This window comes from Rectinema subterraneum (assembly GCA_009768935.1).
GTDB classification, from domain to species: domain Bacteria; phylum Spirochaetota; class Spirochaetia; order Treponematales; family Rectinemataceae; genus Rectinema; species Rectinema subterraneum.
Map to the genome: position 1 here is coordinate 22,353 of WESA01000018.1, position 25,027 is coordinate 47,379.

A 25,027-nucleotide genomic window follows, 5' to 3' on the forward strand; every position below is an offset into this window, starting at 1 on the left:
GTTTGTTAGATAAGGCTGGTATGGAAAGAACGAGGAAGCGAAGCCGATGGTTCATTCTTGCAGCGGTAATTCTGGGCACGGCAATTGCAGGCGCGGCTCTTCTTGCCTTCCTTTTCAATGTGCGGCTTGTTTCGGCATTGATCATCAAGGACAGCACGGGAGCGATCATAGTAAGGCTCCCCCTTCAGGATGGGCAGTTTGTCCATCATTACATTCATTCGATACACAAGACACCGGTCGATGAATATTTTGAGGTGCATGGCTCTTCGCTCGATCTGACCAAGGTAAAATATGACACGTATGGCGTTGGCATGCCATCCGATGCAGGCGAAGGTTTTTCGATCGAAAACGGACGTTTTGTCGTTGTGCTGCATCGGTCTTTTTCAAGTATTCCGATTCGGGTATCGATTGTTCCGGATCACGGGGTGATAATCGGAGGGACGCTTTTCCCCTTCACCCGATGGGTCCCGCAAGAATCAGCTATCACGCTCTCCGCAGGGAGAATGTTGATATTTCGCAATGGGAGGATTTCTCCAAAATGAGTGATTCCCGGAAAACTGTTCCAGAAGAAAATGCAGCTGTCGATGCGCAGGAAATTCTCAAGAAATTCGACAAGGAAGCGAATTATCGAACGTATGTCGGATTTTTCGCCAAGGTTATCTCCGCGATCGCGATTTCATTTTCGGTATTTCAGCTCTATACCGCTATATTCGGCGTTCTCGATGCTATGATCCAGAGATCAATCCACCTCTCGTTCGGGCTGACTCTCATTTTTTTGCTGTATCCGACAAGCAAGAAATGGTCGCGCTCAAAGCTGCACCCGGTGGATGCAGTGCTCGCAGTGATCGGGGCTCTGGCGCCTATGTATATCATAGTGAATTATCAGAAGCTGGTGCTCCGGGCAGGGACAGCGACACCTCTGGACATCGTGTTCGGCGTCATCGGGCTGTTGCTGGTACTCGAAGCTGCGCGGCGCGTTGTAGGCGTCCCCATGGTGGTCATTGCGCTCGTGTTTATTGCCTACGCGTTTGCAGGCCCCTATATTCCCGGCAAGCTTGCGCACCGGGGAGCTAGTTTCGAGACGCTGATTCAGCACCTGTATTTTACAACTGAAGGCGTGTTCGGCATTCCGCTGGGCGTTTCGAGTACGTTTATTTTTCTCTTTATTCTGTTTGGTGCGTTTCTCGAGCGTACGGGACTAGGGCAGCTTTTTATCGACCTGGCGAACGCGGTGGCGGGTTGGGCAGCGGGCGGCCCCGCAAAAGTTGCTGTGCTTTCGAGTGCGCTTATGGGAACAGTCTCCGGTTCTTCTGTGGCGAACGTCGTCGGTACTGGCTCCTTTACCATTCCAATGATGAAGCGGCTTGGCTACAAGCCTGAGTTTGCAGGCGCGGTAGAGGCAACAGCCTCCACTGGCGGCCAGCTTATGCCGCCTATCATGGGTGCTGCCGCCTTCCTGATGGCGGAGTTTACCAATATTCCGTACGCGCGCATCATTGGCGCTGCGGTTGTACCTGCCATTCTCTATTATTTCGGCGTGTGGGCCGGCGTGCATTTCGAGGCAAAAAAGAGCGGGCTGAGGGGCATGAACCGCGACGAGTTGCCGAAACTCAAAAACATAGTCCTCGAGCGCGGCCACCTTATAATTCCTCTCGTAGCAATTATTTACCTTCTGGTCACGGGGTTTACGCCGATGAAAGCCGCGCTGTGGGCGATTATTCTCTCTATCGCTTCATCGTGGCTCAAGAAAAGCACGCGGATACCGCCGATCGAGATCGTGCGCGGACTTGAAGCAGGAGCGCGCGCGGCACTTGGCGTTCTTGCAGCAACCGCATGTGCGGGCATTATCATCGGAGTCGTAACCTTGACGGGGCTTGGCCTCAAACTCGGTTCGACACTTGTGGAACTTGCGGGCGGGCGCATCGTTCCTACGCTCTTCTTTACGATGATCACCTCGCTCATTCTTGGCATGGGTGTGCCGACGACAGCCAATTATGTCATCACATCGACGATTGCAGCGCCTGCGGTTATCATGCTGCTGTCAAAGCAAGCGGGGCTCGATCCATACGCTGTCGCGCCAGCAAGCATCATTCTGCCAGCGCATATGTTCGCCTTCTATTTCGGCATAATAGCGGACGTCACGCCTCCGGTTGCACTTGCTGCTTTTGCTGGCGCGGGTATCGCAAAGGCTAACCCGATGAAAACAGGCATCAATGCGTCCAAGCTCGCAATTGCAGCATTCCTCGTGCCGTATATCTTTGTCTTGAACCCGCAGATGCTGCTGTTCAATGTCAATGCCGTTACCTTTATCTGGATGCTCATCACGAGCCTTGTCGGCATCATCGCCATTGCAGCGGCTGTGAATGGCTGGTTGATAACAACAACACTATGGTACGAGCGACTCATCGGTTTTGCAGGCGGTATTCTGCTCATTTATCCGGGGCTCACCACCGATTTGATGGGCCTGGCCCTGGTCGCTGTGATGGCTATAAGCCAGATTGTGAGAGCTCGAGCTGCGCGAGCGCTGAAAGCACGCTGAAGCTGCGCTGAAGTCGCGCCGCCACGATTTGCCGCAGAATGAAAAGGCCGCGCGTTCCGGAATGCCCGGAATGCGCGGCCTTTCTTTTTTATGGCTGCCTTGCGGCAAAAAGCCGCCTTACAAATATGATTCGGCAGTTTTCAAAATATCGGCAAATACGCCGCCTGCAGTGACATCAGCGCCTGCGCCGGGACCCCGGATGACAAGCGGATTCTGTGAATAGCGCTTCGAGGTGATCACGACCATATTGTCGGTGCCTGTCAGGCTGAAAAAGGGGCTTTCCGGCCCGTACTCAGACAACGACAGCGAGGCCCCTTCTTTTGTAATTGCCGACACATAGCGGAGCACTGTGCCATGCCGGGCCGCATCGCTGCGCCGCGCTTCGATTTCAGCATCCATTTCGGGCAAAAGCGCCATGCATGTTTCAACTGTGGGCGCCTGCGCAATCCTCTTCGAAATGAGCGGCTCGATACGCACGCCTGCTTCTTCGAGCGGAAAACCGGCCTCGCGTGCAAGAATGATAGTCTTTCGCACAATGTCCCTCGCGCTCAAGTCATCGCGAGGGTCGGGCTCAGTGTACCCGAGCTCCTTCGCTTGCCTGACGAGCGCAGAAAATTTAAATTCGGGGTCAGACCCCAAATTGTTAAAAATAAAGCTGATTGTCCCGGAAAGCACCGCTTCGATTTTGAAGATCTCGTCGCCGGATGCGACAAGGTCCTGAATGGTGCCGATGACAGGCAAGCCGGCGCCGACTGTTGTCTCATATCGGTACGGGACATCCATTTCGCGCGCAACCCGCATGAGCCTCTGGTAGCGCGCTAGTTCGCCGCTGTTTGCCCGCTTGTTGGGCGTCACGATGGAGATGGAGGCGGCGAGGAGGGTTTCATAATAGCGAATGGGCGCGTCGCTCGCGGTACAATCGCAGAAGCAGGCGTTGGGCAGATTGAGATGGGTCAATTGCCGAATAAAGGTTTCGAGATGTGTTGGTTCTCCTCGCTCGGCGAGTGCAGTTTTCCAGTCGCTCACATCGATGCCGTTCGCATCGATGAGCATGAGCCGCGAATTTGCAATGCCCGCGACGCGCACGCGAATCGAATGATCTTTGAAAAGCCTTTCATGCTGGGCTTTGACCTGCACAAGAAGAGTCCCGCCGATAAGCCCCGTGCCGACAAGAAACACGTTGACTGTGCGCACGCCGGCGAGGAAGAATGCGTCGTGGATCGCACTCATCGCTTTGCCGCGGTCCTGCGCGCTCACCACGATGGAGATGTTGAGCTCGGACGAACCCTGTGCGATTGCGACCACGTTGATGCCATTGCGCCCGAGCGCCTTGAATACGCGCCCGGAGATGCCCACGCGGTGCTTCATCATCTCGCCCACCACAGCGATGATGCTCAAATCTTTTTCGATGGCGGGCCTCTGGATGGTACCTGTGCTGATTTCGTACTTGAATTCTTCTTTGAGCGCTCGGGCGCCGTTCTCGGCGTCCTGAGGGAGCACCGCGCAGCAGATCGAAAGCTCGCTCGACCCTTGGGTGATGAGAATGACGTTGACACCGGCGGACGCGAGCGCTGCGAACATGCGGCCTGCGATGCCCGTCACGCCGGGCAGACCCGGCCCCTGCAAGAGCAAAAGAGAAATCGAAGGAATTGCCGCAATGCCGCGCACGGGCCAGCTGCTGGGCGCCGCTTCGCGGACAATTTTAGTGCCTGGCGAGCCAGGATTGAAGGTATTGAGGATGCGCACCGGGATGCCCTTGGCCATGGCAGGCAGGATTGTCGGCGGATGCAGCACTTTCGCACCGAAATGCGACATTTCCATGGCTTCGAGGTAGGAAATTTCGGGGATGACAAAGGCATCGGGCACCGCGCGGGGATCTGCGGTGAGGATGCCGTCGACATCCGTCCAGATTTGTATTTCATCTGCATCGAGGCAGGCGCCGAGAATGCCTGCGGTAAAGTCAGAGCCGCCGCGGCCGAGCGTCGTGGTGATGCCATCGGCGGTAGCGGCGATAAATCCGGTGACGACGGCGACGCGGGGGAAGGCGGAAAAGAAAGCGAGGGCACGGCGCTCTGTTTCAGCTTGCAGCCAATGGGCGGAGCCGAATCGCGCATCTGTAATGATGAATTGCCTCGCATCGACCGGTTCGGCAGCGATCCCCGCTTGCGAGAGCGCCTGGGCGACTATGAACGCGCTCAGCCGCTCACCAAACGAAGCAACGAGATCAAGCGTTCTGGCCGACAGATCCCGGACAAGCGATATGCCATACAGCAGAGAAGAAAGCTCATCAAGAAGGGATCGCACATACGCGGTCGCAGTTTCCGAAAATGACCCTTCGAGCAGCGCGTCAATCATCGAGTGATGGCGATTAGTAATCGTCTCGAATATCGCTCGCCATTCTCCACCCCCGCTTGCGAGCTTCGCAGCCTCAAGCAAAGAATCGGTTATACCTGAAAAAGCAGAAACGACAATGATGCGCTCGCCTGAGTCTTTGACTATGCCGACAAGCGCGCGGACAGCATCGGGGCTCCCTACTGATGTGCCGCCAAATTTCAGAATTTTCATGCAATGCTCCGGATGCCGGCATTTTGGCCGGCTTTCCCGGGACTATATCATAAACATGCAGCGCGAAGGAATATCTTTGCGATTATTCCAGCACCGTAAGCAGCACGCCCGCGGCTACCGCCGAACCGATGACGCCCGCGACATTCGGCCCCATCGCATGCATGAGCAAGAAATTCGTCGGATCTTCTTTCGAGCCGACAACCTGGCTGACGCGCGCGGCCATAGGCACCGCTGATACGCCCGCAGAACCAATAAGCGGATTGACCTTGCCCTTCGTGATCCAATACATGATTTTGCCGAAAATCACGCCGCCAGCGGTTCCACAGCTAAACGCAAAAAGCCCCAGGCCAATGATCATCAGGGTCTGGGGGTTCAAAAATCGCGCGGCGCTCGCGGTGGACCCCACCGACACACCAAGGAAAATGGTCAGCGTATTGATGAGCGCATGCTGTGCGGTATCAGACAATCGCTCGGTTACACCACTCTCCCTGAAAAGGTTTCCAAGCATGAGCGCGCCGACAAGCGGAACCGCAGCTGGCAGCAAAAGCCCGATCAAAATGGTCACAAAAATCGGAAACACCACGCGCTCTGCCTTGGATACTTCGCGGAGCTGCGCCATCTTGACCAGGCGCTCTTTTTTGGTGGTGAGCGCTTTCATGATCGGCGGCTGGATGAGCGGCACAAGCGCCATGTACGAATAGGCAGCGATAGCAATGGGCCCCAGCAGCTCGGGCTTGAGGCGCGAGGTGACATAGATAGCAGTCGGGCCGTCCGCGCCCCCGATGATGCCGATACTGCCGCACGACTTAAGATCAAATCCCATGTAATAGGCTGCTATAAAGGGAATGAAAATACCGAGCTGCGCGGCAGCACCGAGCAGAAGACTCCAGGGGTTCGCGATGAGTGGCCCGAAATCGGTCATCGCACCGATGCCGAGAAAAATGAGCGGCGGATAGATACCGAGCTTGACTCCCTGGTATAAATAATAAATAAGCCCACCAACCAACCCGTCTTTTGGACCGTCGGTAATGCCGCTCGCAGGCAGGTTCGCAAGGAGCATGCCGAACGCGATCGGAACCAGCAACAGCGGCTCATACTCCTTTACAATGCCGAGGTACAGAAGGATACAGGACACCGTCAGCATTATGAGCTGTCCCCAGGTCATGGCTATAAAGCCTGTCGAGGAAATAAAATGGGAGAAAAATGCTTCCATGGAGGAATCTCCCCTCGCCTACGCGAGATCGACGAGCGGATCGCCGGTATTCACTGATGCGCTTGCAGGGACACGAAGTGCGACGACTGTGCCGTCCTGCGGAGCGACAATTTCATTCTCCATTTTCATAGCCTCGAGCAAGAGCAGCACATCGCCGCGCTTTACCTGCTGGCCGACGATGACTTTGAATGCAAGAACAGTGCCAGGCATGGGTGATTTGACGGTAATCACTGTTTCGCCATTCGAAGGCGCGGCGGCTGGCTGGACAGAAGGCGCTGCCGGCAAGGAAGCCGATGAAACTGCTGCAGGCGCCTGGCTTACTGCTGCTGCACCAGAACCATGACCGGGCCTGTTGAGATCTTCTACGGTAACCTCATATGTCTTGCCATTCACTGTAATTCTGTAGTGCTTCATATCGATACGCTCCTGTTGTTTGCTTTTATTCAAAATACATCATTTGAAAAAACATCATTTCCGGGAGAGGCGTTCAACGCGGCCCCATACCGGCGTATTGAAACCGCAGCCTTCCGCAGCGGCCTGTTTCACCTGCGCAATCGCAAAAGAGCCAAGCTCGGATCCCCGGGCAGCGGCAACTGCGGCAGTCAGAACAGCAATAAGCTCTTCATCGTCCTCGGCTGGGCTTTGGCTTAACAAGCCAGCCTGCGCCTTCTTTTTGGTCACTTCCACTATTTCTGGCAACGGCGCGAGTTTCTTGTGCTCTTTTTTCTTCAGCGCGGAGAAAAACTTGGGAAAGCCAAGCAGAAAAAGAATAATGAGGAACAGCGCCACAAACACCGTTATGACGCCGACCAGCATAATCATCCAGGGATTTGTCATGGCCAGCCCCTTAAACAGGAATATTGCCGTGCTTGCGGGACGGCATGCTCTGACGCTTGCCCAGAAGCGTGTTCAGCGCGTTGCACAGCCGCATGCGCGTATGAGCCGGATCGATGACATCATCGACATAGCCTCGTGCTGCCGCCTTGTAGGGATTGGCGAAGCTGCGCTTGTACTCTTCGATTTTATCCTTGCGGGCAGCTGCGGGATCGGGTGCTTCTTCGATTTCTTTCTTGAAGATGATGTTTGCTGCTCCCTCGGGGCCCATCACTGCAATCTCGGCTGTCGGCCAGGCAAACACCTGATCCGCGCCGAGGTGGCGCGAGCACATCGCAATGTACGCCCCGCCATATGCCTTTCGCAGAATCACGGTCAGCTTGGGCACCGATGCTTCGGAATACGCGTACAAGAGCTTCGCGCCATGCCGTATGACGCCCCCATGCTCCTGCCCGACGCCCGGCAAATACCCCGCGGTATCCGTCAGCGTAAGAAGCGGAATATTGAAGGAATCGCAGAACCGGATAAAGCGCGTCGCCTTGTCGGAGGCGTTGATATCGAGCACGCCCGCCAGGTACTTTGGCTGGTTGGCGATAATACCGATCACCCGTCCGGCAAGCCTCGCAAAGCCTGTCACAATGTTTTTCGCATAGTTTGGCTGTACTTCGAAGAAATCGGCGGCATCAACAAGCCGCGCAATAATGTCGCGCACATCGTAGGGCTTGTTGGGCGAATCAGGCATGAGGTCAGCAAGCCCTTCGTCGATGCGGTTCGGATCATCGCCGGTTTCTGCAACGGGCGGGTCCTCGACATTGTTCTGCGGAAGATACGAAAGCAGCTTGCGAATCGCCTCGATCGTGCTCTGCTCGTCCGGAAAGCTGAAATGCGCGACACCGGAGACCTCGGAATGCACACGCGCACCGCCCAAATCCTCGGAGCTCACTTCTTCGCCCGTCACTGCCTTGATAACCTGAGGGCCGGTAATGAACATGTTGCTCGTGCCTTCGGTCATGAAGACAAAATCGGTCAGCGCTGGCGAATAGACCGCTCCGCCCGCACACGGGCCCATAATGACCGAAATCTGCGGCACAACGCCGGACGCAAGTGTATTGCGGTAGAAAATCTCACCATAGCCGGAGAGCGCGTCAACGCCTTCCTGGATGCGCGCGCCGCCAGAATCGTTGATCCCGATGCAGGGGCAGCCGATTTTGACCGCAAGATCCATAATCTTGCAAATCTTCGATGCATGCATCTCGCCCAGGCTGCCACCGATGACGGTAAAATCCTGCGCAAACACGCACACAGTGCGGCCGTTGACAAGCCCATAGCCTGTCACCACGCCTTCACCCGGGGCATCGATTTTGTCCATGCCCAGTTCGGTGGCCCGATGCTCGACAAAAGCATCCAGCTCCACGAAGGTCCCCGGATCGAGCAACATTTCGATCCGTTCGCGAGCGGTCATTTTGCCTTTGTCATGCTGAGCGGCGACACGTTTGGGGCCGCCGCCGGCACGCACTTTGGCCTGCCGCTCTTCCAGCTCCCTCAGCTTTTCTTCCATAATAAACCGTCCTTATATCATTACCTCCAGCGGGGAGGTTGCTTTTCAGAACCAAACTGTAATTGCAATTATGACAATCAGCTGCGCGTGGCTGGCCGCGGCCTTTGAAAAACCGAACTCGGCCCGGCGCCGATTGCACGAATCTTATGCTCGTTCGCAAAGCTCGACAAGCACTCCCCCCGTTGCTTTGGGGTGTATAAAAGCGATTCGTGCACCGCCCGCGCCATAGCGCGGCGTCTCGTCGATGAGCCGCACACCCTTTGCCTTGAGTTCGGCAAGGGCCGCTTCGATATTCGCCACACGGAATGCGAGATGGTGCACCCCCTGCCCTTTTGCGGCAAGGAATTTCCCGATGGGGCCTTCGGAATCAGTGCTCTCGAGGAGCTCGATTTCGCTCTCACCGATGGGCATGAAGGCGGTTTTCACCTTCTGGTCGGCGACTTCCTCGATGCCATGCAGCGGCAGGCTCAAGATGCCTTCCCATACAGGAAGCGCTGCATCGATTTTTTCGACCGCGATGCCGATATGATCAAGCTTGAGGGTGTTCATGGGATGCTCCTTGTTCGATGATAGTGTGAAAAAGCGCTATGCCGGCGCTGTAGACATCCATTTTGCGGGAAAATACCTTGTGAGCGAGCTCGTCCTGCGCGGCTGCAAGCTCAGGCAGACTCATGAGGTGCACAATTTCGTTGGAGACGAACTGCCCTAGCTGGTAGCGGATGGATTCGAGCCGTTTTCGTTCGAGTTCGCCGGTGCGGGAAAGAGTTTCAAAATGGCTGAAGATTGCGTCGGCGAGTTCCTTGACGCCGTCGCCGGTTTCGGCAATGGTCTTGAGGACGGGGGGAATGATTAGTGCTGCGGAAATTGTGCCTGCTTCCTGATTAACTAGTGCTGCCGAAACTGTGCCTGCTTCAGGGAGGACACCTGGTTTAGGGGTCGTAATTGATTCCTTCTCGCCAGGGGCTCCTGACTCATTGCCTGCTTTTGGCTGCCAACCTTCTGCCAACCCCGTGTGGTGCAGAAACTCTGGCGCTCTCGCCGCCAGGGTATCGGGCCCGCCCTCGGGGGTCTGTCCCCTCTTCAACTGGGCCTGCAGCTCCAGCATTGCGCGAATTTCGCGCACCACTCTGTCGGCGCCATCGCGGTCAGCCTTGTTCACCACGAAGATGTCCCCGATCTCCATGATGCCCGCTTTTATGACCTGGATATCGTCGCCAAGTCCCGGCACCGACACGAGGACGACCATATCCGCAACGCGCACAATATCGATTTCGGACTGGCCGACGCCGACCGTTTCGACGAGCACGATATCGTAACCTGCTGCGTCGAGCACGCGAATCGCCGCATGGGTAGCCTTGGAAATGCCGCCGAGACTCCCTCGCGCCGCAAGACTGCGGATGAACACGCCGGGATCTGTCGCATGCCCTTGCATCCTGAGCCGGTCGCCAAGAATCGCGCCGCCGGAAAAAGGACTCGATGGGTCGACCGCCAGCACGCCAACTTTGAGCCCGCGCGATCTGAATTGAGCGATGAGCTTGTCTGCGAGTGTGCTCTTGCCCGCTCCCGGCGGCCCCGTGATGCCGATCACCTGCGCGCGGCCCGCGTGATCCTTGAGCCGGTACAATGCGGCATAGGCCTCTCGGTCGCCGCTCTCGAGCAGGGTAATAAGCCGCGCAACAGCCCGCACATCGCCTTCGATACAGCGACGAATTAAATCATACATGGGCACAGCACTCCGAATTTCACAAGGCGGCTCAGTTCAGCGGGCGCTTGAGGTTCGCGCGGATGAACTCGATCGTCTTCGAGGTCGGCGTGCCGGGGCCGAACACTTCTGCAATGCCCTTGGACTTGAGGAAGGGGATGTCCTCTTCGGGAATGACGCCGCCGCCGAAGACAAGCACATTTTCCGCACCACTCTGCTTGAGGAGCTCCACCACACGGGGAAACAGATGATTATGCGCGCCGGACAGAATCGAAAGCCCGATCACATCGACATCTTCCTGGATCGCCGCGCTGACAATCTGCTCAGGTGTCTGCCTGAGGCCTGTGTAGATCACTTCCATGCCGGCGTCGCGGAGGGCGCGGGCGATGACCTTCGCCCCCCTGTCGTGCCCGTCGAGGCCTGGTTTCGCGATAAGCACCCTGATTTTGCGTTCCATTTCGGCTTCCCCCTCAGAACATCACGTTCGGCTTGTATTCGCCGAATTCTTCGCGCAGCACGCCGCAGATTTCGCCGAGCGTGGCATACGCCTTGACCGCTTCGAGAATCGGGAACATGAGGTTGTCGGCACTGCGCGCCGCGTTCCGCAGCGCCGCAAGCGTAGCATTGACCGCACCTTGGTCGCGCGAAGAGCGGAGCGCTGCAAGCTTCTGTTTCTGCCGCTCGCCCACGGCTGGATCGACGCGCAAAAGCCCCTTGGGCGGGTTCTCCTTGACCTGGAACTTGTTGAGGCCAACGATGATTCGCTCGTTCTTTTCGACGTCCATCTGCCAGGCATAGGCCGAATCCTGGATTTCCTGCTGAATGTAGCCCTGCTCGATCGCTTTTACTGCGCCGCCCAGATCGTCGATGCGCTTGATATACTGCAGTACTTCAGTTTCGATGCGGTCGGTGAGGCTCTCGACGTAGTACGAGCCGGCGAGGGGGTCCACAGTTTCGGCAACACCAGATTCGTACGCGATAATCTGCTGGGTTCGCAGGGCGATGCGCACAGCCTCCTCGGTGGGGAGAGCGAGCGCCTCGTCGCGGGAGTTGGTGTGCAGGGACTGCGTGCCGCCGAGCACGGCAGCGAGTGCCTGCAGGGTGACGCGGATGATGTTGTTGTCCGGCTGCTGGGCGGTGAGCGTCGAGCCGCCGGTCTGCGTGTGGAAGCGGAGCATCCAGCTCTTCGGGTTCTTCGCACCGAAGCGGTCTCGCATAATGTGCGCCCAGACTCGCCGCGCCGCGCGGAACTTTGCAACTTCCTCGAAGAGGTCGTTGTGCGCATTGAAAAAGAATGAAAGACGCGGGCCGAACTCGTCGACATCGAGCCCGGCCTTGATCGCCGCCTCAACATAGGCGATGCCGTCCGCCAGGGTGAATGCGACTTCCTGGACCGCCGTGGAGCCCGCCTCGCGGATATGGTAGCCGGAAATGGAAATCGTGTTCCAGTTCGGCACATTCTTTGCACAATATTCGAAGATGTCGGTGATGAGCCGCATGGACGGAGCGGGCGGGAAAATGTAGGTGCCCCGCGCGATGTATTCCTTCAGGATGTCGTTCTGGATGGTGCCGTTGAGCTTGTCCGCGCTCACGCCCTGCTTTTCAGCAACCGCGATATACATCGCAAGGAGCACCGCCGCGGGCGCGTTGATCGTCATGCTCGTGGACACCTTGTCGAGCGGGATGCCGCCGAACAGCGTTTCCATGTCCGCGAGCGAATCGATGGCCACGCCAACCTTGCCGACCTCGCCCTCGGAAAGCGGGTGGTCGGAGTCGTACCCAATCTGCGTCGGCAGGTCGAAGGCAACCGAAAGCCCGGTCTGCCCCTGCTCGAGCAGGTACTTGTAGCGCGCATTCGATTCCTCGGCGGTGCCGAAGCCTGCGTATTGGCGCATCGTCCACAGACGCCCCCGGTACATGGTCGGCTGCACGCCCCGCGTATAGGGAAATTCGCCCGGCAGGCCGAGTTTCTTCTCGTAGTCGAAATCCTTCTGGTCGAGCGGCGTGTAGACTCTTTTTACCGGCGCATTCGAGCCGGTCACGAACTGCTTTTTCCGCTCGGGGTATTTTTCGTTGGCTTTTTCGACTTTGGTGGTCCAGGTATTGAAATCCTGTTCGAGTTTTTCAAGGTCTGTCATGTCCCCTCCTTAGTGCTTCCAACCTTGTGCCGCGGAGGTCAGGCGCGGGGTCTGACCCCGGACGCGGCCAGCTGGGCTTTCGCTTCTTCAGCGAGCGCGAGGCCGGCTTCCAAGGCCGCCAGGTTGAGGTCCTCGGTTCCTTTGGGAACGCGGCTGCGGACCGCCTCGCGCAGGGCCTTTGGTGAAGCGACGCCAGAAAGGCCCCCCAGCACGCCGAGGGCCACCATGTTGGCCACAACGGCACGGCCCAGTTTCTTCGAGGCTGTCTCGAGGATGGGCAGGGTGATTACGGGGACGCCTGCGGTTAGTGCTTCCAACCTTGTGCCAGCTGAGGGCAGGTCGGCGGCAACGGATGTATCGGTGATGATGATTCCTTTTTTCATCAAAGGCCCGTATGTGCGGAAGGCGTCTAGAGTCAGCGCGAGCAGAAAATCGGGCTCGGTCGCCTTCGGGTAATCGATATCGCCATCGGAGATGACCACTTCGGCCTTGCTCGAGCCGCCTCGGGCCTCGGGTCCGTAGCTTTGGGTTTGGACTGCGTTCTTGCCGTCCTGGATTGCGGCATCCGCAAGCACGATACCTGCGAGCAGAAGCCCTTGGCCGCCTGAGCCGCTCAGTCTGAATTCAACTCGCATCCTGGTACTCCTTTGTTTCGTGCATAGGTGGGGTTAGCGCGCTGCACTTTGGCGATGACTTCGAGGTATTGCTGGGTGAATTCCGGCTTTTCGACATTGTGCAGCTCGCCGATCAGAATTTTGCCCTCGCGCTTTTCGGGCGGAAGGGCGGCGGCTGCTTTCACGTTGATGGTCTGGTCCTTGATCCAGTTGAGTGTTTCGACTGGCCCGCCGATTTTGTTCTTGCGGCCGAAATATGTCGGGCACTGCGAAAGCGCTTCGACGACCGAGAACCCCTTGTGCATGATCGCTTTTGAAATGAGTTCTTCGAGGAGCACATAGTGGTAGGTGGTCGCCCGCGCGACATAGGTAGCGCCCGCCGCTTTGGCGAGCTCGCAAAGGTCGAAGTTGTATTCGACGTTGCCGTACGGGGCGGTGGTGCCGAGCATGCCATGCGGGGTCATGGGCGAGGCCTGCCCGCTCGTCATGCCGTAGGTGTCGTTGTTGATGATGATCGTGGTGATGTCAATGTTGCGCCTGGCGGCGTGGATGAAGTGGTTGCCGCCGATCGCTGCGCTATCGCCGTCGCCGGTAATCACGATTACCTTAAGGCGGGGCCGCGCGAGTTTTACGCCGGTCGCAAACGCGATTGCACGCCCATGCGTCGTGTGCAGCGTATCGAAATCGAGGTATCCAACCGATCGGCTCGAGCAGCCGATACCCGAAACCATGACGATATTGTTTTTATCGATGCCGAGCTTGTCGATAGCCCGAACAAGCGCACCGGTCACCGTGCCATTGCCGCATCCGGGGCACCAGATATGCGGGAGCCGGTCCTGTCTGAAGTACGAAAGAAATTCAGCCATCACAGGGCCTCCTTGATTGCGGCGAATACTTCATCGGGATGAAAAAGTTCGCCATTGACCTTGCCAAGCCGAATGACGGGGCGGTCGCAGCCGGCTGCACGCTCTACTTCCAGCGCAAGCTGGCCGAGGTTCATTTCAGGTACAATAATTTTTTTTGCGGATGAGAGCAGCCCGCGTACTGTTTTGGTCGGGAATGGCCATACGGTTTTGAGCCTGAGCATGCCGACCTTATGACCTTCGCTCCTGGCTCTGCGCACGGCCGAGAGGGCTGCCATCGCTGAGGAGCCGAACGAAACGACTGCAAGCTCGCAGTCATCCAAGCCTTCTGCAAAGTAATCCGCCAGCTCTTCGGCTCTGCTTCCAACCTTGTGCTCGAGGCGGCGCATCAAAGTCGAAGCTACCTCAGGCTTACTGGATGGAGCGCCATTTTCGTCATGGAACAGCCCCGTGCAGTGCCAGCGATACCCCATCCCGAACGGCGCCATGAGCGGCACACCCCCATTCGGGTCCGCGGCATAGGGCTTGTATCCGGCTGGGCTTGCCGGCATCGCGCGCACAGGAATCTTGTAGTTTGCAGGATCGGGAAGCACCACTTTTTCGCGCATATGCCCGATCACTTCATCGCTCAGCACAATTACGGGAACACGATATTTTTCCGAAAGTTCGAAGGCACGGAATGTCAGTTCGTAGCACTCTTTTACGTTTCCGGGTACGAGGGCAATCACCGGATGATCGCCATGCGTCCCCCAGCGCGCCTGCATGAGGTCGCCCTGCGCAGGGCTTGTCGGCATGCCTGTCGAAGGGCCGACACGCTGGACATTGATAATCACCACAGGAATCTCGCAGAGGCTCGCGTAGCCGATCGCTTCCTGCATGAGCGAGAATCCGGGCCCCGAAGTCGCTGTCATAGCTTTTGCGCCCGTAAGCGATGCTCCGATGCAGGCTGAGATCGAGCCGATTTCATCTTCCATCTGGATAAATTTGCCACCAACCTTGGGTAATTCTTCCGCGCACATTTCGGCGATTTCGGTGGATGGTGTAATCGGATAGCCCGCGAAGAACTCGAGCCCCGCAGCAATGGCAGCCATTGTGCAGGCTTCGTTCCCCTGCATGAGTTTTGCTTTTTCAGCCATGGTGTGCCTCCGGAGGAAGACTCAAATCGATGTGGTTGATGCTTCGCTCGGATTCTTGCTTTTCTTCGAGCGGTCGCACTTCGATTGCAAAATCCGGGCATCGATACTCGCACATCCTGCATCCAATGCAGACTTCAGCTCTCGCGGCAACGACCTTGCCGCTTTTCAGCTCCAGCACCTGCTTGGGGCAGTAGGCCACACATATTCCACAGCCTTTGCAGTAATTCTCTCGAATTATATGAAAGAATCGTTTTTTTGGTTCGGCCATACCTTTGCTCTTTTTTGTTGTTCGCCGCACCCAATCTGACAGACTGAGAAGAGTTCCTTCAAGAAATTGGCAATGTTACAGGAAAAATTTGCGCACTAGGAACACAAAACGACGTACCTTCATTGTACAGGTAATTCCCGATTTTGTCAAAATCTATCGATTTTATGCATAAAAATATTATCCTGCCGATACTTGTCCTTCCCGCGTCTTTGAAGTAAAACTGAGGAACATATCGGTGGAATACAAAGGAAGCACATATGGCGAAATACATAAAAATACGGGATGTGACCCTCCGCGACGGACAGCAATCGCAGTTTGCTACGCGCATGAACAATGAACAGGTGAAGGCGGTGCTCGACGACTACCGCGCGAGCCACTTCTACGCGATGGAAGTGTGGGGCGGCGCAGTTCCGGATTCCGTCATGCGGTACCTGAACGAAGATCCGTGGCACAGGCTTGGCACCATTAAGCAGGGCATTGGCGATGCATCGAAACTGACTGCGCTCTCGCGCGGACGGAATCTTTTCGGCTACAACCCTTACCCTGATTCAGTCATCGAAGGTTTCTGCAAGAATGCCATCGCAAGCGGTGTCGATATCATGCGCATATTCGACGCGCTCAACGATATCGACAACATGAAGTCTTCGATCCGATTCGTAAAAGAAGCAGGCGGGCTTGCCGACTGCGCGGTCTGCTACACGGTGGATCCGCATTTCTCCTTCAGGGACAGGGTGAACGCGCTCTTTTCAGGTAAGAAGATCCCGCCGAAGATTTTCACCGTCGATTATTACGTCAAAAAAGCGAAGGAACTCGCGGCGCTCGGCGCGGACATGATCACCATCAAGGACATGGCCGGGCTCATCGACCCGGTCGCAGCAGCTCAGCTCATCAAAGCCCTCAAGAACGAGCTCGAAATACCAGTGGATCTGCACACGCACTGCACGCCGGGTTTTGGCGTCGCGAGTCTCCTCGCGGCAATGGTGAACGGCGTCGATATCGTCGATACGGCGGTGCTTTCGTTCTCGGGCGGTCCTGCTGCTCCTGCGTACGAAATCATTCGCGTGTTTGCCGATAGGCTCGGCATCGCCACTGGTGTCGACAATGCCGCAGTCGCCCGAATAGACAGGCGTCTACGCGAAATCCGCAAGGAACTGAGTGCCTACGACCAATATAAAAAACTTCCTCCGGAGCTCGACCTGTCCAAAGACAGCCTCCCGCCGCAGGTCTCCAAGCTCTTCGATGATGCGCTGGAAGCCGCGGTCGGCGGAAAGTACCAGAAATCCCTCGCTATCTGCCAGGAAATCGAAAAAGCATTCAATTACCCCGAGCCCGACGAGATTGTCCGCCACGCGCAGATTCCGGGCGGCATGTACACCAACATGATGGCACAGCTCAAAGAAGCCAAGCTCGAACAGCATCTGAACGAAGTGCTGCATATCGTGCCCCGCGTACGGCTCGACTCAGGGCTGCCGCCCCTTGTCACTCCAACCAGCCAGATCGTTGGCGTCCAGGCCGTCAACTGCGTGATCGCAATCAACCAGGGCAAGGACCTGTACACCAATGTTTCGAAAAATTTCGCCGAGCTCATTGCGGGCTCCTATGGCAAGACCCCCTGGCCAGTCGACCCAGAGTTTCGTTTTAAAATCTGCGGCACCCGCGAGGAAACACCGTACGATACAAGCAAGTACAAGCCGCAGCCCAACCCGCCCGTGGCCGAGGCTGGGGGTGCACTCCTGGCTATGAATGAGAAAGAACAACTGCTGCTGGAATTGTTCCCGTCGGTTGCGACGAAGTTCTTAAGAAACAAGCGAATCGAAGAATGGAAAGCAGCGCACCCCGAGGAAGCAGCCAAAGCTGAGGCGAGCGCAGCGGTGCGGGCAGCTGGGATGGCAGCCGGCAGCGCACCAGGAGGCCAGGAGGATAGCGTTCTTTCGATATATGAGTCGGCTGATTATGAGCCAGCGGATGGGGAGTCGCCTGAGTTCTGGGAGGAGGCGCCGGGGTGGGCTGGAGGTTAATGCTTCATTAATGCTTCCAACCTTGTTCCAAATCTGAAGCAGAAAGGCGATTTGCTGCATCTATCTCTATGAAAAGGTTTCTTATTCTTTTCATGGAGGTAACTACCCATGCAACAATTCCCTTTCTGTCCCAATCCTCGTTGTCGCTGGCACAAGGAGGCTCCTAAAGGCAAATGGGCGAAGGCGAAGGGCTTTTATACTACCAAAGCTTTCGGCCGTATTCAGCGCTTTCAGTGCAGGGCATGCCATACTACCTTCTCTTCCCAGACTTTTTCTCTGTCCTATTATGTGAAACGTCCAATCCCCCTGCCAGATGTTCTCGGCCGCATCACCAGTGGAGAAAGTCTTCGCGCCATAAGCCGCAATCTCTCTGTTTCCTTGCGCCTGGTTACCAATCGCATCGATCGTCTGGCCCGTCAGGCGATCGGTTTGCATGCACAGGCGCTGTCAGCCAGGGTGAGTACCGATGATATCTGTATCGATGGTTTTGTCTCCTTCGATGGTTCACAATACTTCCCCAGCGAGATCCCCATCGCTATCACGGCACACTCTCAGTTCGTCCTCGATTTCAGCCATGCATCCCGTCGCAGGTCGGGTTCCATGACACCTGCCCAGAAAGAAAAGGCGAGCCTTCTCTATGCCCGCTGTCCTCTGGAACGTGGAGCTATCGCACAATCGTTCCGCGAAACGCTCGAAAGCGCCCTTGCCCTTCAGCCGCCTTCTCCTCATAGGCCCTTTGTCCTCATCACGGATGAAAAGCCTGACTACCGGCGCGTGCTCCACAGGCTTGAAGCATTCCGCAACCAAACCGAAGAACGCCGTCTCGTCCACTGGACCATCTGGTCAAAGCTCCCTCGTACCATCCATAATCCCCTCTTTTCTTCCAACTACATCGATCGCGAACTCCGGAAGGACCTCGCGCACCATCACCGGGAAACAGTCTGCTTCAACCGAAATGTTGCGAACGGGATGATGCACCTTGCACTCTACCTGCTTGCCCACAACTATCTCAAGCCGTTCAGAATCCGTGCGCCGCGAGGGAGCCGTCCTGGTTCCCACGCCGAAGCGGCGGGTATTCCTGCTTCCTGGGTACGGCAGTTTGCCCACTCACTCACCGGCGGCATGCGGATGTTCCTGAGTCGCTTAAGGCTCTCCGCAACACTTAAGCGGACCTGGGAAAAAGGCTGGAAGACACCGGGGAAAGAGAAAACTGAATATTTGCCCAAGTATGCATTTATGTGAAGCAGGGATTGGAAAAGGATGATGCGTCTGCGAGATTCCATTTTCCCAGCGCGATTTGGCGAGCTGTGCTCTTCTCGCGTGGCACAAGGTTGGAAGCAGTAATTTCAGCCCTTTATCACGAGGAGGGGCCTCGTGCGCGCTACGACCCTGGCGAGGCCTGAGCCTGTCACCGTCTCCACTACGGCGTCGACATCCTTGTAGGCAGCTGGAGCTTCTTCGCAAGCAAGGCGCTTGTCGGCGGCAAGCAGCCTTACCTTCTGCTGCCCCATCTGGCGCGAAAGTGCCTCAAAGCTGACCTCTTTTGCTGCTGCGTGCCTGCTCATCTTGCGGCCTGCGCCATGCGCCACGCTGCCGAAGCTCTCGCGCATGGCGCGCTCGGTTCCGACAAGGATATAGCTGCCGCGCAGCATGTCGCCGGGAAGCAGGACAGGTTGGCCTGCGTCGTGCGCCAAATCGAGCAGTTCGGGGTGTCCCGCAGGGAAGGCTCTCGTCGCTCCCTTGCGGTGGACGAGGAGGCGGCGCGAGGTTAGTGCTGCGGAAATTGTGCCGCGTGTCTGGCTTTCGCTCTTCCCCACTATATGATCCTCGAACTTGGCGATATTGTGCGCTACATCGTATAATAGCCTCATGCCAAGCGAGTCCGCGGGCTTTCCAAACTCCTCTGAGAAGACCTCGCGCACCGCATGCGTGATCATCTGCCGATTTATCCATGCAAAATTCGCTGCTGCAGCCATGGCGGCCAGATACTCGCCCGCAAGCGGATCGCGCAGAGGAATGCTCACAAAATCGTGTTCAAAAAGCTCGAGCTTGTACTGCGCCATTTTTGGCCGCATACGCGCGATATAATCTGTCGCTATTTGATGCCCGAGGCCCCGGGAACCAGTATGAATCCAGACGAGGACCTGCCCCTCGAAAAGGCTGAATTTTTGTGCGGTCTCGGGGTCGAAAATCTGCTCCACCCGATCGATTTCAAGAAAATGATTGCCTGCGCCAAGCGTGCCGAATTCTTCTTTTCCACGGTTTACCGCTTCATCGCTCACCGCGAGGGGGTCAGACCCCTCAAGACATCCATGACTCTCGATTGCCCGCAGGTCTGCCGGCTCTGCGAACCCCTTGCCCAGCGCCCAGGGGACGCCCTCTGCCATGGCAGCACGAGCTTCCTTCGCGCTGAGGCGTATAAGGCCTTTCGAGCCAAGCCCTGACGGCACGCGCGCGAAGAGCTTTTTGCCGATTGCATCGAGCTTCGGGCGCACTTCTTCTTCCCTCAGGGAGGTGAGAATGACGCGCACGCCGCAGTTGATATCGAACCCCACACCGCCCGGCGACACCACACCCTCATCCACATCGAAGGCCGCAACCCCGCCAATCGGAAACGCAAAGCCCTGATGCATGTCCGGCATGCCAAGCGCATAGCTCACAATGCCAGGAAGACGAGCCACATTCACAAGCTGGTCAAGCGCTTTATCCTGCTTTAGAAGAGAAAAGAGCTGATCCGAGACATACAAGCGCGCAGGCACGCGCATTCCATCGTGCGCCGGAATGAGGCAAGTAAAAGGGTCAATTCGTTCAATTTGCATGAACGCCTCCCTTGGAGGGTGCGCTAGACAGGGCTTGTTCGCACATGATTATTGGGGCTCAGATTCACGATGTCGAGCGGCGCGCCTGCTCGGCACAAGCTTCGCACCACTATCGGGCAGCTGCAAGTGCTCTCAAAGTTGGGTAAAGCGCTGCGCGGGCGGAATGCCGAGCTTGTCGAGCATTTGCCGATAGGCGGCTGGGTCGCCCGACGTGATCACTTCCAGGCTGATGGCGCTCTCCTCGCTGGCAAGCTGTGGGGACTTGGCTGGGGCGGTCGCCACCCCCACGGCCCTCAGCACTTCATTCGCTTGAAGCCCTGCCGGGTCGATAAACCGCATATCCGGCGCCAGCTCCTCGAACACGTTCTGCACAATCGGATAGTGCGTGCAACCCAGAAGTACCGTCCGCACCGGCCCGACCCTGCGCATTTTCGCAATCATAGATGCAATTTCCTCGCGAATCGCCGCTTCATCCCAGGGCACCGAGTCGATAAGCGCCGCAAGCCGCGCGCTGGCAACGCCATGCACCTCAACAGAGGGATTCAACTCGCGCACAAGTTTTGCATGCAGGCCCGACTGAACTGTAAATTCAGTCGCAAACAGCCCTACATGCAGCTCGCTAAGCCCGGCCATTGCTCTGGCCGCCGGCCGGATGATATCCACAAGCGGAATTTTGCTTCGGGATTCGAGCATATCCACTGTCGCCGAAATCGTGTTGCAGGCAATGGCCACCGCCTCAACTCCGCGCCTGTCCAGCACATCGAGCATGCGCTCTGTCAGCGCGACAATTTCGGTCAGGGGCCTGTTTCCGTAGGGGACGTTCGCGTTGTCGCCCACGTAGACGATGTCGAGCGGCACTCCTGCCAAGCACAAGCTTCGCACCACTGTCAAGCCGCCCATGCCGCTGTCGATTACTCCGATTCGATGTCGTTGCATGCGAGCATTTGAGACACGCAAGGCCTTTTCTGTCAATCGAGGCAGGCTGGATGGTGCAAGCAGACTGGCCGGTACAGGCAGATCTGGAGGCTCAGTGGCTACTGTTGACCAGTATCTCGAATTCGACCGCCACCGCCACGCTGATCTCGAGCTCGCCTGCGCTTACAAAATCAGGGCTGGCTGCTGCTTTGAACATCATAGCCTCGCCTGCATTGCGCGCGGAAAATGAATCCTGCACGTCCACCGAAATCGGCGCGCCCAGCCTGAGCCCGGCTCCGTTCCCGGCCAGCCCGCGCAGCGCAGCCTGTGCCTTCAGCTGCGCATCCTTGCACGCCGCCTCGATGAGCTGTGCCTTGAATGCTTCCATGTTTTTGCGATCAAAGTTCAACGAGCGAACTGCATTCGCCCCGGCATTCATCGTGAGGTCCACCAGGCCCGCCATAGCCGGAATGTCTGAAATTTCAACCTGAATCGTGGTTTCGGCCTTGTAGCCGATAATGACATTCTGTTTGTCCTGCTTTGTGCTGTAGACCGGCGAGACGCGATAGTAACTTGTTTTTATTTTGGCCCGGTCGATGCCCGCCCCGGTCAGCGCCGCGAGCACTTTCGAAGCGCGGTCCGCGAGCTGCCCTTGCGCCTTGGCCGCGGTGTCGGACTGGGTTTCGACACCCAGCGTGAGCATCGCGATATCCGGCTCGACAGACATCGACGCCTGGCCCTGCACGCGAATGCTTCGCTTTTCGACGGCGCTTGGGGAGCTCGGCAGCTGGGGTGCCGGGGAGCCTGGCATCTGCGCCCATGCGCCCTGCACGCCTGTCAGCATCAAGGCTGCTATCATAAAGTAAAAAATGGGGGTCTGACCCCTTTTCTTAAAAGTTTTCATTGGCTTTCTCCCTTAGGGGTCTGACCCCCTGCAGAATTTTTAAGAGGGGGTCTGACCCCAAGTCTTAAATTTTTGGACGGCATCGTGTGAGGCGCACTCGGGTTGGGTTGTCAGGATGCCGGCTATCTGGTCGAGCGCCTGCTTGGATTCGCGGATTGGCATGAGCATCCAGACGTGCATCATGTGCTCGTATTCATAATAATCGAGATGGGCGCCGGTAACGAGGCAGATATCACGAAGGCGGCGGCAGTCGGCCCACAGGATATCCTTGGTTCCGATAAAGAGGCTCATCGGGGGAAGGCCCTCAAAATGGCCGTAGATTGGGCTTATTTCCATTCGGCGGGGGTTGGAGCCGCCGGCCCAGGCTGCACCGGCTTTGCGCAGGGCTTCCACGCTCAAAAACGGATCAACCTCGTCGAGCGTTTGGATGTGCGGATTTTCCATTGTCACATCGAGCCAGGGGCTCAACATAATCACCGACGCGGGCATGGTCAGATGTGCATCGCGCAGCGCCTGCACAAAGCCGAGCGCAAGCCCGCCGCCAGCCGAATCGCCCATCAGCACGACGTCCTTGTGCGGCAGCGCCAAGCCTATGCTCTCCCACAGCGCGAACAGCATCCGATACGCATCCGCCCACCGATGCTCAGGCGCAAGCGGATAATCCGGCGCAATAATGACGCTTTTGGTTCGCTCGGCCAGCTTCGCCAGAAAATTCCAGTGCTGGCGCGTAAACGTCGCCACATACGAGCCGCCATGCAGATACAGAATGCACCGCGCACAGCCTTCGAAACGGGGCGTCAGCACATGGACGCGAGAGCCAGCTACTGCAATGCTCTGCACGCCGAGCCGTGCACGAATATGCAAGGGCGGTTCCGCAGAAAGAAGACTCTTCGCATACTGGCGGGTAATGAATCGCGGTTGTTCGCTGTCTGAGGATTCTTTTACGCCCGCCCGCCGGAATGCCCGTTCGAGGAGCATGCTGCGCGCGCTTTGAGGCTGGCGATGGATGAATATCATCGGGCTTTTTCACACTCTGCGAAATACTGCTCGAAGGGCTTTAAGAGTCGATCGTAGGCCAGCGCAAGATGTGCTTCGAATGTTTGCTCATCGACTGGCCCGCACCCGCTGTGAAAATTCCGAACCAGCGCGCCAGCAAGCACTTCATACAGGTAGATATGGCGATGCAATTCTTCTTCGATGCTCTTGTCCAGAAGGCGCTCGGCGGTTTTGCGGAACGCATATTCATAGCGCGATTGTATCGATGGATGATCCGTGTACGGGCGCAGGTCCATCATAAAAAGGAGCGCGTACATTTTGGGATACTGCACAGAAAAATCCTTGAGCTTCCGGCCGATTTCGACAAACCCCTTGAGGGGGCATGCTACGTCGCCTTCAAAGTATTCCTTGAGTTCATTCTGAATCGCCGAGAGCGCTTTGCCGTACGCATCGGCGATCGTGGCTTGCACAATTTCTTCTTTGTTTTCGAAATAGTTATACAGCGTCATCGGCGATATACCGAGCTTTGCGGCAAGGCGCCGAGTCGAGAAATTCTCGTACCCGATCTCGCTGATGAGCGATACTGCCGCATCGATTATGCGCTGCCGGTCGTCAAAAAAACGTTCTCTGCTCATGATCTTGTTTCACATTCTGGATGAAGCATGCAGCGCTGTCAATATAGAAAACATTACGTATTGTGTATGAATTCATTATGCTGAAAATAAATAGTTGAGCAATTCAATATGGATTTCTGTCATTCGCAGAGGTCGCAGGGTTGGCCATTTGTTGCCTGGATAAGGATTTGCACGGTTATGGGGACGCCGGTGGCATCGTTCCCGGCGGCCGGATAGATGGTATCCCAGCGCGCAAGGCTTTCGTCAATGAATATCTCAATGTTTTCGATTCCAAAGGGGCAGACTCCACCGGGGCGAAAACCGGTCAACGCGAATGTTTCATCGGCATCCGTCATCGACATTTTTTCGCCGAACAGTGCCTTCATTTTTCTCGATGAGATGCGCGCGTCGCCTGCGCAGACTATCATCGCCACCCGCCCCGACTTGCCTTTGAAAAGCAGTGACTTCGCAATCTGACCGGTCTGCACGCCGATGCGCTGCGCGGCGGTTTCGGCGGTGGGGGTCGAACCCGGTTCGAACTCGAGCGCTTTGAGATTGTGTCGGTCCAGAATCTTCTGCACTTTTTCGGGAATCATGGTGGATATGCTAGCTTGCTTTGTCAGGTTTCAGCGACATCGCGTAGCGAAAGAGGATGAAAAGAATCCCAATCGAAATCAACATGAGCAAATACCCAAGGCTCTGCGGCATGGATGCGGCAAGGAATACCGCCGCCACAAGCATGATTGCTGCAACATCCAGTACTCCGATCACCGCGAGCGGTCTATAGCCCGAGTCAGCGAAGAGATAATGGATGTGCTGGCGGTCCGCCTTCATCGGGCTTACACCCTCGCGCACTCTGAGCGCGATGACCCTGAGCGCGTCGAAAACCGGCAAGCCCAGCAATGTTATGGACGGGATAAGGCCAAGCCCTGCCTGGGCTCCCTGAGTTCCGGCTCCTATCCCCACCGCTCCTGCTTGCGCCTGCCCCAAAAACGGCATAACGGCCAGGCAAAAGCCAAGAAAAAGACTCCCTGAGTCGCCCATGAATATTTTAGCCCTTGGCGCCGGAAAATTGAAGAACAAAAACCCGACTGCTGCGCCTGCGACACTCAGACACAAAAACGAGCTCGATGCATCGCCAGATTGATAATAGAAAATGCCAAACGCCATCGCCGCAATGAACGAAATGCTGCCCGCAAGGCCGTCAAGCCCGTCGATGAAGTTGATCGCGTTTGCAACGCCAACAATCCAACCTGTGTAATGTAAGCTAAAACTCCCCAGAAAGATCAAACTGGAATGGCCAGAAAAATCGTCAAAATTCCCCAGAAAAA

General features: G+C 56.7%; 24 protein-coding genes. 4 read left to right on the top strand and 20 right to left on the bottom strand.

Going from position 1 to position 25,027, the window contains the following annotated elements:
- The first annotated feature begins 20 nt into the window (after positions 1-20).
- Positions 21-542 (top strand): DUF1850 domain-containing protein, encoded by a 522-nt coding sequence (locus tag GAP13_RS06225; RefSeq protein ID WP_158907280.1) that lies wholly within the window; start codon positions 21-23, stop codon positions 540-542.
- Positions 539-2,539 carry a TRAP transporter permease gene (locus GAP13_RS06230; protein ID WP_158907282.1) on the top strand — a complete coding sequence of 667 codons (2,001 nt, stop codon included), beginning with the start codon at positions 539-541 and terminating at the stop codon, positions 2,537-2,539. The genes GAP13_RS06225 and GAP13_RS06230 overlap by 4 nt, the downstream gene beginning before the upstream one ends.
- Positions 2,540-2,656: 117 nt before the next feature.
- Here GAP13_RS06230 and thrA read toward each other — a convergent pair whose 3' ends face one another.
- The 13 genes from thrA to GAP13_RS06295 all read right to left on the bottom strand — a co-directional run bounded on the left by thrA (position 2,657) and on the right by GAP13_RS06295 (position 15,430).
- A complete protein-coding gene (gene thrA / locus GAP13_RS06235) occupies positions 2,657-5,104 on the bottom strand; it encodes a bifunctional aspartate kinase/homoserine dehydrogenase I (protein ID WP_158907284.1) in 2,448 nt (815 codons plus the stop codon).
- 82 nt (positions 5,105-5,186) lie between these two features.
- A complete protein-coding gene (locus GAP13_RS06240) occupies positions 5,187-6,317 on the bottom strand; it encodes a sodium ion-translocating decarboxylase subunit beta (RefSeq protein ID WP_222126164.1) in 1,131 nt (376 codons plus the stop codon).
- Positions 6,318-6,335: 18 nt separating this feature from the next.
- On the bottom strand, positions 6,336-6,731 hold the full coding sequence (locus GAP13_RS06245; protein ID WP_158907286.1) for a biotin/lipoyl-containing protein: 396 nt from the start codon (positions 6,729-6,731) through the stop codon (positions 6,336-6,338).
- Positions 6,732-6,785: 54 nt separating this feature from the next.
- On the bottom strand, positions 6,786-7,154 hold the full coding sequence (locus tag GAP13_RS06250; RefSeq protein WP_158907288.1) for an OadG family transporter subunit: 369 nt from the start codon (positions 7,152-7,154) through the stop codon (positions 6,786-6,788).
- A gap of 10 nt (positions 7,155-7,164) precedes the next feature.
- Positions 7,165-8,709: an acyl-CoA carboxylase subunit beta gene (locus GAP13_RS06255; RefSeq protein WP_158907290.1), complete on the bottom strand. Its 1,545-nt coding sequence runs from the start codon at positions 8,707-8,709 to the stop codon at positions 7,165-7,167.
- Between the two features lie 144 nt (positions 8,710-8,853).
- On the bottom strand, positions 8,854-9,258 hold the full coding sequence (gene mce, locus GAP13_RS06260; protein ID WP_158907292.1) for a methylmalonyl-CoA epimerase: 405 nt from the start codon (positions 9,256-9,258) through the stop codon (positions 8,854-8,856).
- Positions 9,239-10,432, bottom strand: coding sequence for a methylmalonyl Co-A mutase-associated GTPase MeaB (gene meaB / locus GAP13_RS06265; RefSeq protein ID WP_158907294.1), 1,194 nt, complete (start codon positions 10,430-10,432; stop codon positions 9,239-9,241). Before meaB ends, mce begins: the two co-directional genes overlap by 20 nt.
- Positions 10,433-10,463: 31 nt before the next feature.
- Positions 10,464-10,868 carry a coenzyme B12-dependent isobutyryl CoA mutase small subunit gene (gene icmB, locus GAP13_RS06270; protein WP_158907296.1) on the bottom strand — a complete coding sequence of 135 codons (405 nt, stop codon included), beginning with the start codon at positions 10,866-10,868 and terminating at the stop codon, positions 10,464-10,466.
- Positions 10,869-10,881: 13 nt separating this feature from the next.
- Complete coding sequence (locus GAP13_RS06275) at positions 10,882-12,549, bottom strand: acyl-CoA mutase large subunit family protein (RefSeq protein ID WP_158907298.1); 1,668 nt, start codon at positions 12,547-12,549, stop codon at positions 10,882-10,884.
- Between the two features lie 38 nt (positions 12,550-12,587).
- On the bottom strand, positions 12,588-13,184 hold the full coding sequence (locus GAP13_RS06280) for a 2-oxoacid:acceptor oxidoreductase family protein (RefSeq protein ID WP_158907300.1): 597 nt from the start codon (positions 13,182-13,184) through the stop codon (positions 12,588-12,590).
- Positions 13,163-14,029: a 2-oxoacid:ferredoxin oxidoreductase subunit beta gene (locus GAP13_RS06285; protein ID WP_158907302.1), complete on the bottom strand. Its 867-nt coding sequence runs from the start codon at positions 14,027-14,029 to the stop codon at positions 13,163-13,165. The genes GAP13_RS06280 and GAP13_RS06285 overlap by 22 nt, the downstream gene beginning before the upstream one ends.
- The gene (locus GAP13_RS06290; RefSeq protein WP_158907304.1) at positions 14,029-15,162 is read right to left on the bottom strand and encodes a 2-oxoacid:acceptor oxidoreductase subunit alpha; all 1,134 of its coding nucleotides are present in this window, start codon (positions 15,160-15,162) and stop codon (positions 14,029-14,031) included. The genes GAP13_RS06285 and GAP13_RS06290 overlap by 1 nt, the downstream gene beginning before the upstream one ends.
- A complete protein-coding gene (locus GAP13_RS06295) occupies positions 15,155-15,430 on the bottom strand; it encodes a 4Fe-4S dicluster domain-containing protein (protein WP_158907306.1) in 276 nt (91 codons plus the stop codon). The genes GAP13_RS06290 and GAP13_RS06295 overlap by 8 nt, the downstream gene beginning before the upstream one ends.
- 257 nt (positions 15,431-15,687) lie before the next feature.
- Between GAP13_RS06295 and GAP13_RS06300 the strand changes: the two genes are divergently transcribed.
- Both GAP13_RS06300 and GAP13_RS06305 read left to right on the top strand, forming a co-directional pair.
- Positions 15,688-17,448 carry a hydroxymethylglutaryl-CoA lyase-like TIM-barrel protein gene (locus tag GAP13_RS06300; RefSeq protein WP_158907308.1) on the top strand — a complete coding sequence of 587 codons (1,761 nt, stop codon included), beginning with the start codon at positions 15,688-15,690 and terminating at the stop codon, positions 17,446-17,448.
- Between the two features lie 288 nt (positions 17,449-17,736).
- Entirely contained in the window at positions 17,737-18,690 is a 954-nt protein-coding gene (locus tag GAP13_RS06305) for a hypothetical protein (protein WP_158907310.1), read from the top strand.
- A gap of 104 nt (positions 18,691-18,794) precedes the next feature.
- Here the strand turns inward: GAP13_RS06305 and GAP13_RS06310 are convergent, their stop codons facing one another.
- From GAP13_RS06310 to GAP13_RS06340, 7 genes are all read right to left on the bottom strand, one after another.
- Complete coding sequence (locus GAP13_RS06310) at positions 18,795-20,267, bottom strand: RtcB family protein (RefSeq protein ID WP_158907312.1); 1,473 nt, start codon at positions 20,265-20,267, stop codon at positions 18,795-18,797.
- Between the two features lie 132 nt (positions 20,268-20,399).
- Complete coding sequence (gene murI, locus GAP13_RS06315; RefSeq protein WP_158907314.1) at positions 20,400-21,203, bottom strand: glutamate racemase; 804 nt, start codon at positions 21,201-21,203, stop codon at positions 20,400-20,402.
- A gap of 91 nt (positions 21,204-21,294) precedes the next feature.
- Positions 21,295-22,086 carry an SIMPL domain-containing protein gene (locus GAP13_RS06320; RefSeq protein ID WP_158907316.1) on the bottom strand — a complete coding sequence of 264 codons (792 nt, stop codon included), beginning with the start codon at positions 22,084-22,086 and terminating at the stop codon, positions 21,295-21,297.
- 39 nt (positions 22,087-22,125) lie between these two features.
- Positions 22,126-23,103: an alpha/beta hydrolase fold domain-containing protein gene (locus GAP13_RS06325; protein ID WP_158907318.1), complete on the bottom strand. Its 978-nt coding sequence runs from the start codon at positions 23,101-23,103 to the stop codon at positions 22,126-22,128.
- Positions 23,100-23,717, bottom strand: coding sequence for a TetR/AcrR family transcriptional regulator (locus tag GAP13_RS06330; RefSeq protein WP_158907320.1), 618 nt, complete (start codon positions 23,715-23,717; stop codon positions 23,100-23,102). The genes GAP13_RS06325 and GAP13_RS06330 overlap by 4 nt, the downstream gene beginning before the upstream one ends.
- 119 nt (positions 23,718-23,836) lie before the next feature.
- Positions 23,837-24,292 (bottom strand): YbaK/EbsC family protein, encoded by a 456-nt coding sequence (locus GAP13_RS06335; protein ID WP_158907322.1) that lies wholly within the window; start codon positions 24,290-24,292, stop codon positions 23,837-23,839.
- 10 nt (positions 24,293-24,302) lie between these two features.
- A partial coding sequence (locus GAP13_RS06340) for an MraY family glycosyltransferase (protein ID WP_186338826.1) occupies positions 24,303-25,027 on the bottom strand: 725 nt, incomplete at its 5' end.

What these genes read in the sequence shown, in the direction of transcription:
- GAP13_RS06330 (WP_158907320.1), bottom strand. Translation starts at nt 23,717, where the DNA reads ATGAGCAGAGAACGTTTTTTTGACGACCGGCAGCGCATAATCGATGCG.
- icmB (WP_158907296.1), bottom strand. Translation starts at nt 10,868, where the DNA reads ATGGAACGCAAAATCAGGGTGCTTATCGCGAAACCAGGCCTCGACGGG.
- GAP13_RS06300 (WP_158907308.1), top strand. Translation starts at nt 15,688, where the DNA reads ATGGCGAAATACATAAAAATACGGGATGTGACCCTCCGCGACGGACAG.
- GAP13_RS06280 (WP_158907300.1), bottom strand. Translation starts at nt 13,184, where the DNA reads ATGCGAGTTGAATTCAGACTGAGCGGCTCAGGCGGCCAAGGGCTTCTG.
- GAP13_RS06310 (WP_158907312.1), bottom strand. Translation starts at nt 20,267, where the DNA reads ATGCAAATTGAACGAATTGACCCTTTTACTTGCCTCATTCCGGCGCAC.
- meaB (WP_158907294.1), bottom strand. Translation starts at nt 10,432, where the DNA reads ATGTATGATTTAATTCGTCGCTGTATCGAAGGCGATGTGCGGGCTGTT.
- GAP13_RS06245 (WP_158907286.1), bottom strand. Translation starts at nt 6,731, where the DNA reads ATGAAGCACTACAGAATTACAGTGAATGGCAAGACATATGAGGTTACC.
- GAP13_RS06290 (WP_158907304.1), bottom strand. Translation starts at nt 15,162, where the DNA reads ATGGCTGAAAAAGCAAAACTCATGCAGGGGAACGAAGCCTGCACAATG.
- GAP13_RS06225 (WP_158907280.1), top strand. Translation starts at nt 21, where the DNA reads ATGGAAAGAACGAGGAAGCGAAGCCGATGGTTCATTCTTGCAGCGGTA.
- GAP13_RS06255 (WP_158907290.1), bottom strand. Translation starts at nt 8,709, where the DNA reads ATGGAAGAAAAGCTGAGGGAGCTGGAAGAGCGGCAGGCCAAAGTGCGT.
- GAP13_RS06335 (WP_158907322.1), bottom strand. Translation starts at nt 24,292, where the DNA reads ATGATTCCCGAAAAAGTGCAGAAGATTCTGGACCGACACAATCTCAAA.
- thrA (WP_158907284.1), bottom strand. Translation starts at nt 5,104, where the DNA reads ATGAAAATTCTGAAATTTGGCGGCACATCAGTAGGGAGCCCCGATGCT.
- GAP13_RS06320 (WP_158907316.1), bottom strand. Translation starts at nt 22,086, where the DNA reads ATGAAAACTTTTAAGAAAAGGGGTCAGACCCCCATTTTTTACTTTATG.
- GAP13_RS06295 (WP_158907306.1), bottom strand. Translation starts at nt 15,430, where the DNA reads ATGGCCGAACCAAAAAAACGATTCTTTCATATAATTCGAGAGAATTAC.
- GAP13_RS06325 (WP_158907318.1), bottom strand. Translation starts at nt 23,103, where the DNA reads ATGATATTCATCCATCGCCAGCCTCAAAGCGCGCGCAGCATGCTCCTC.
- murI (WP_158907314.1), bottom strand. Translation starts at nt 21,203, where the DNA reads ATGCAACGACATCGAATCGGAGTAATCGACAGCGGCATGGGCGGCTTG.
- mce (WP_158907292.1), bottom strand. Translation starts at nt 9,258, where the DNA reads ATGAACACCCTCAAGCTTGATCATATCGGCATCGCGGTCGAAAAAATC.
- GAP13_RS06285 (WP_158907302.1), bottom strand. Translation starts at nt 14,029, where the DNA reads ATGGCTGAATTTCTTTCGTACTTCAGACAGGACCGGCTCCCGCATATC.
- GAP13_RS06240 (WP_222126164.1), bottom strand. Translation starts at nt 6,317, where the DNA reads ATGGAAGCATTTTTCTCCCATTTTATTTCCTCGACAGGCTTTATAGCC.
- GAP13_RS06275 (WP_158907298.1), bottom strand. Translation starts at nt 12,549, where the DNA reads ATGACAGACCTTGAAAAACTCGAACAGGATTTCAATACCTGGACCACC.
- GAP13_RS06230 (WP_158907282.1), top strand. Translation starts at nt 539, where the DNA reads ATGAGTGATTCCCGGAAAACTGTTCCAGAAGAAAATGCAGCTGTCGAT.
- GAP13_RS06250 (WP_158907288.1), bottom strand. Translation starts at nt 7,154, where the DNA reads ATGACAAATCCCTGGATGATTATGCTGGTCGGCGTCATAACGGTGTTT.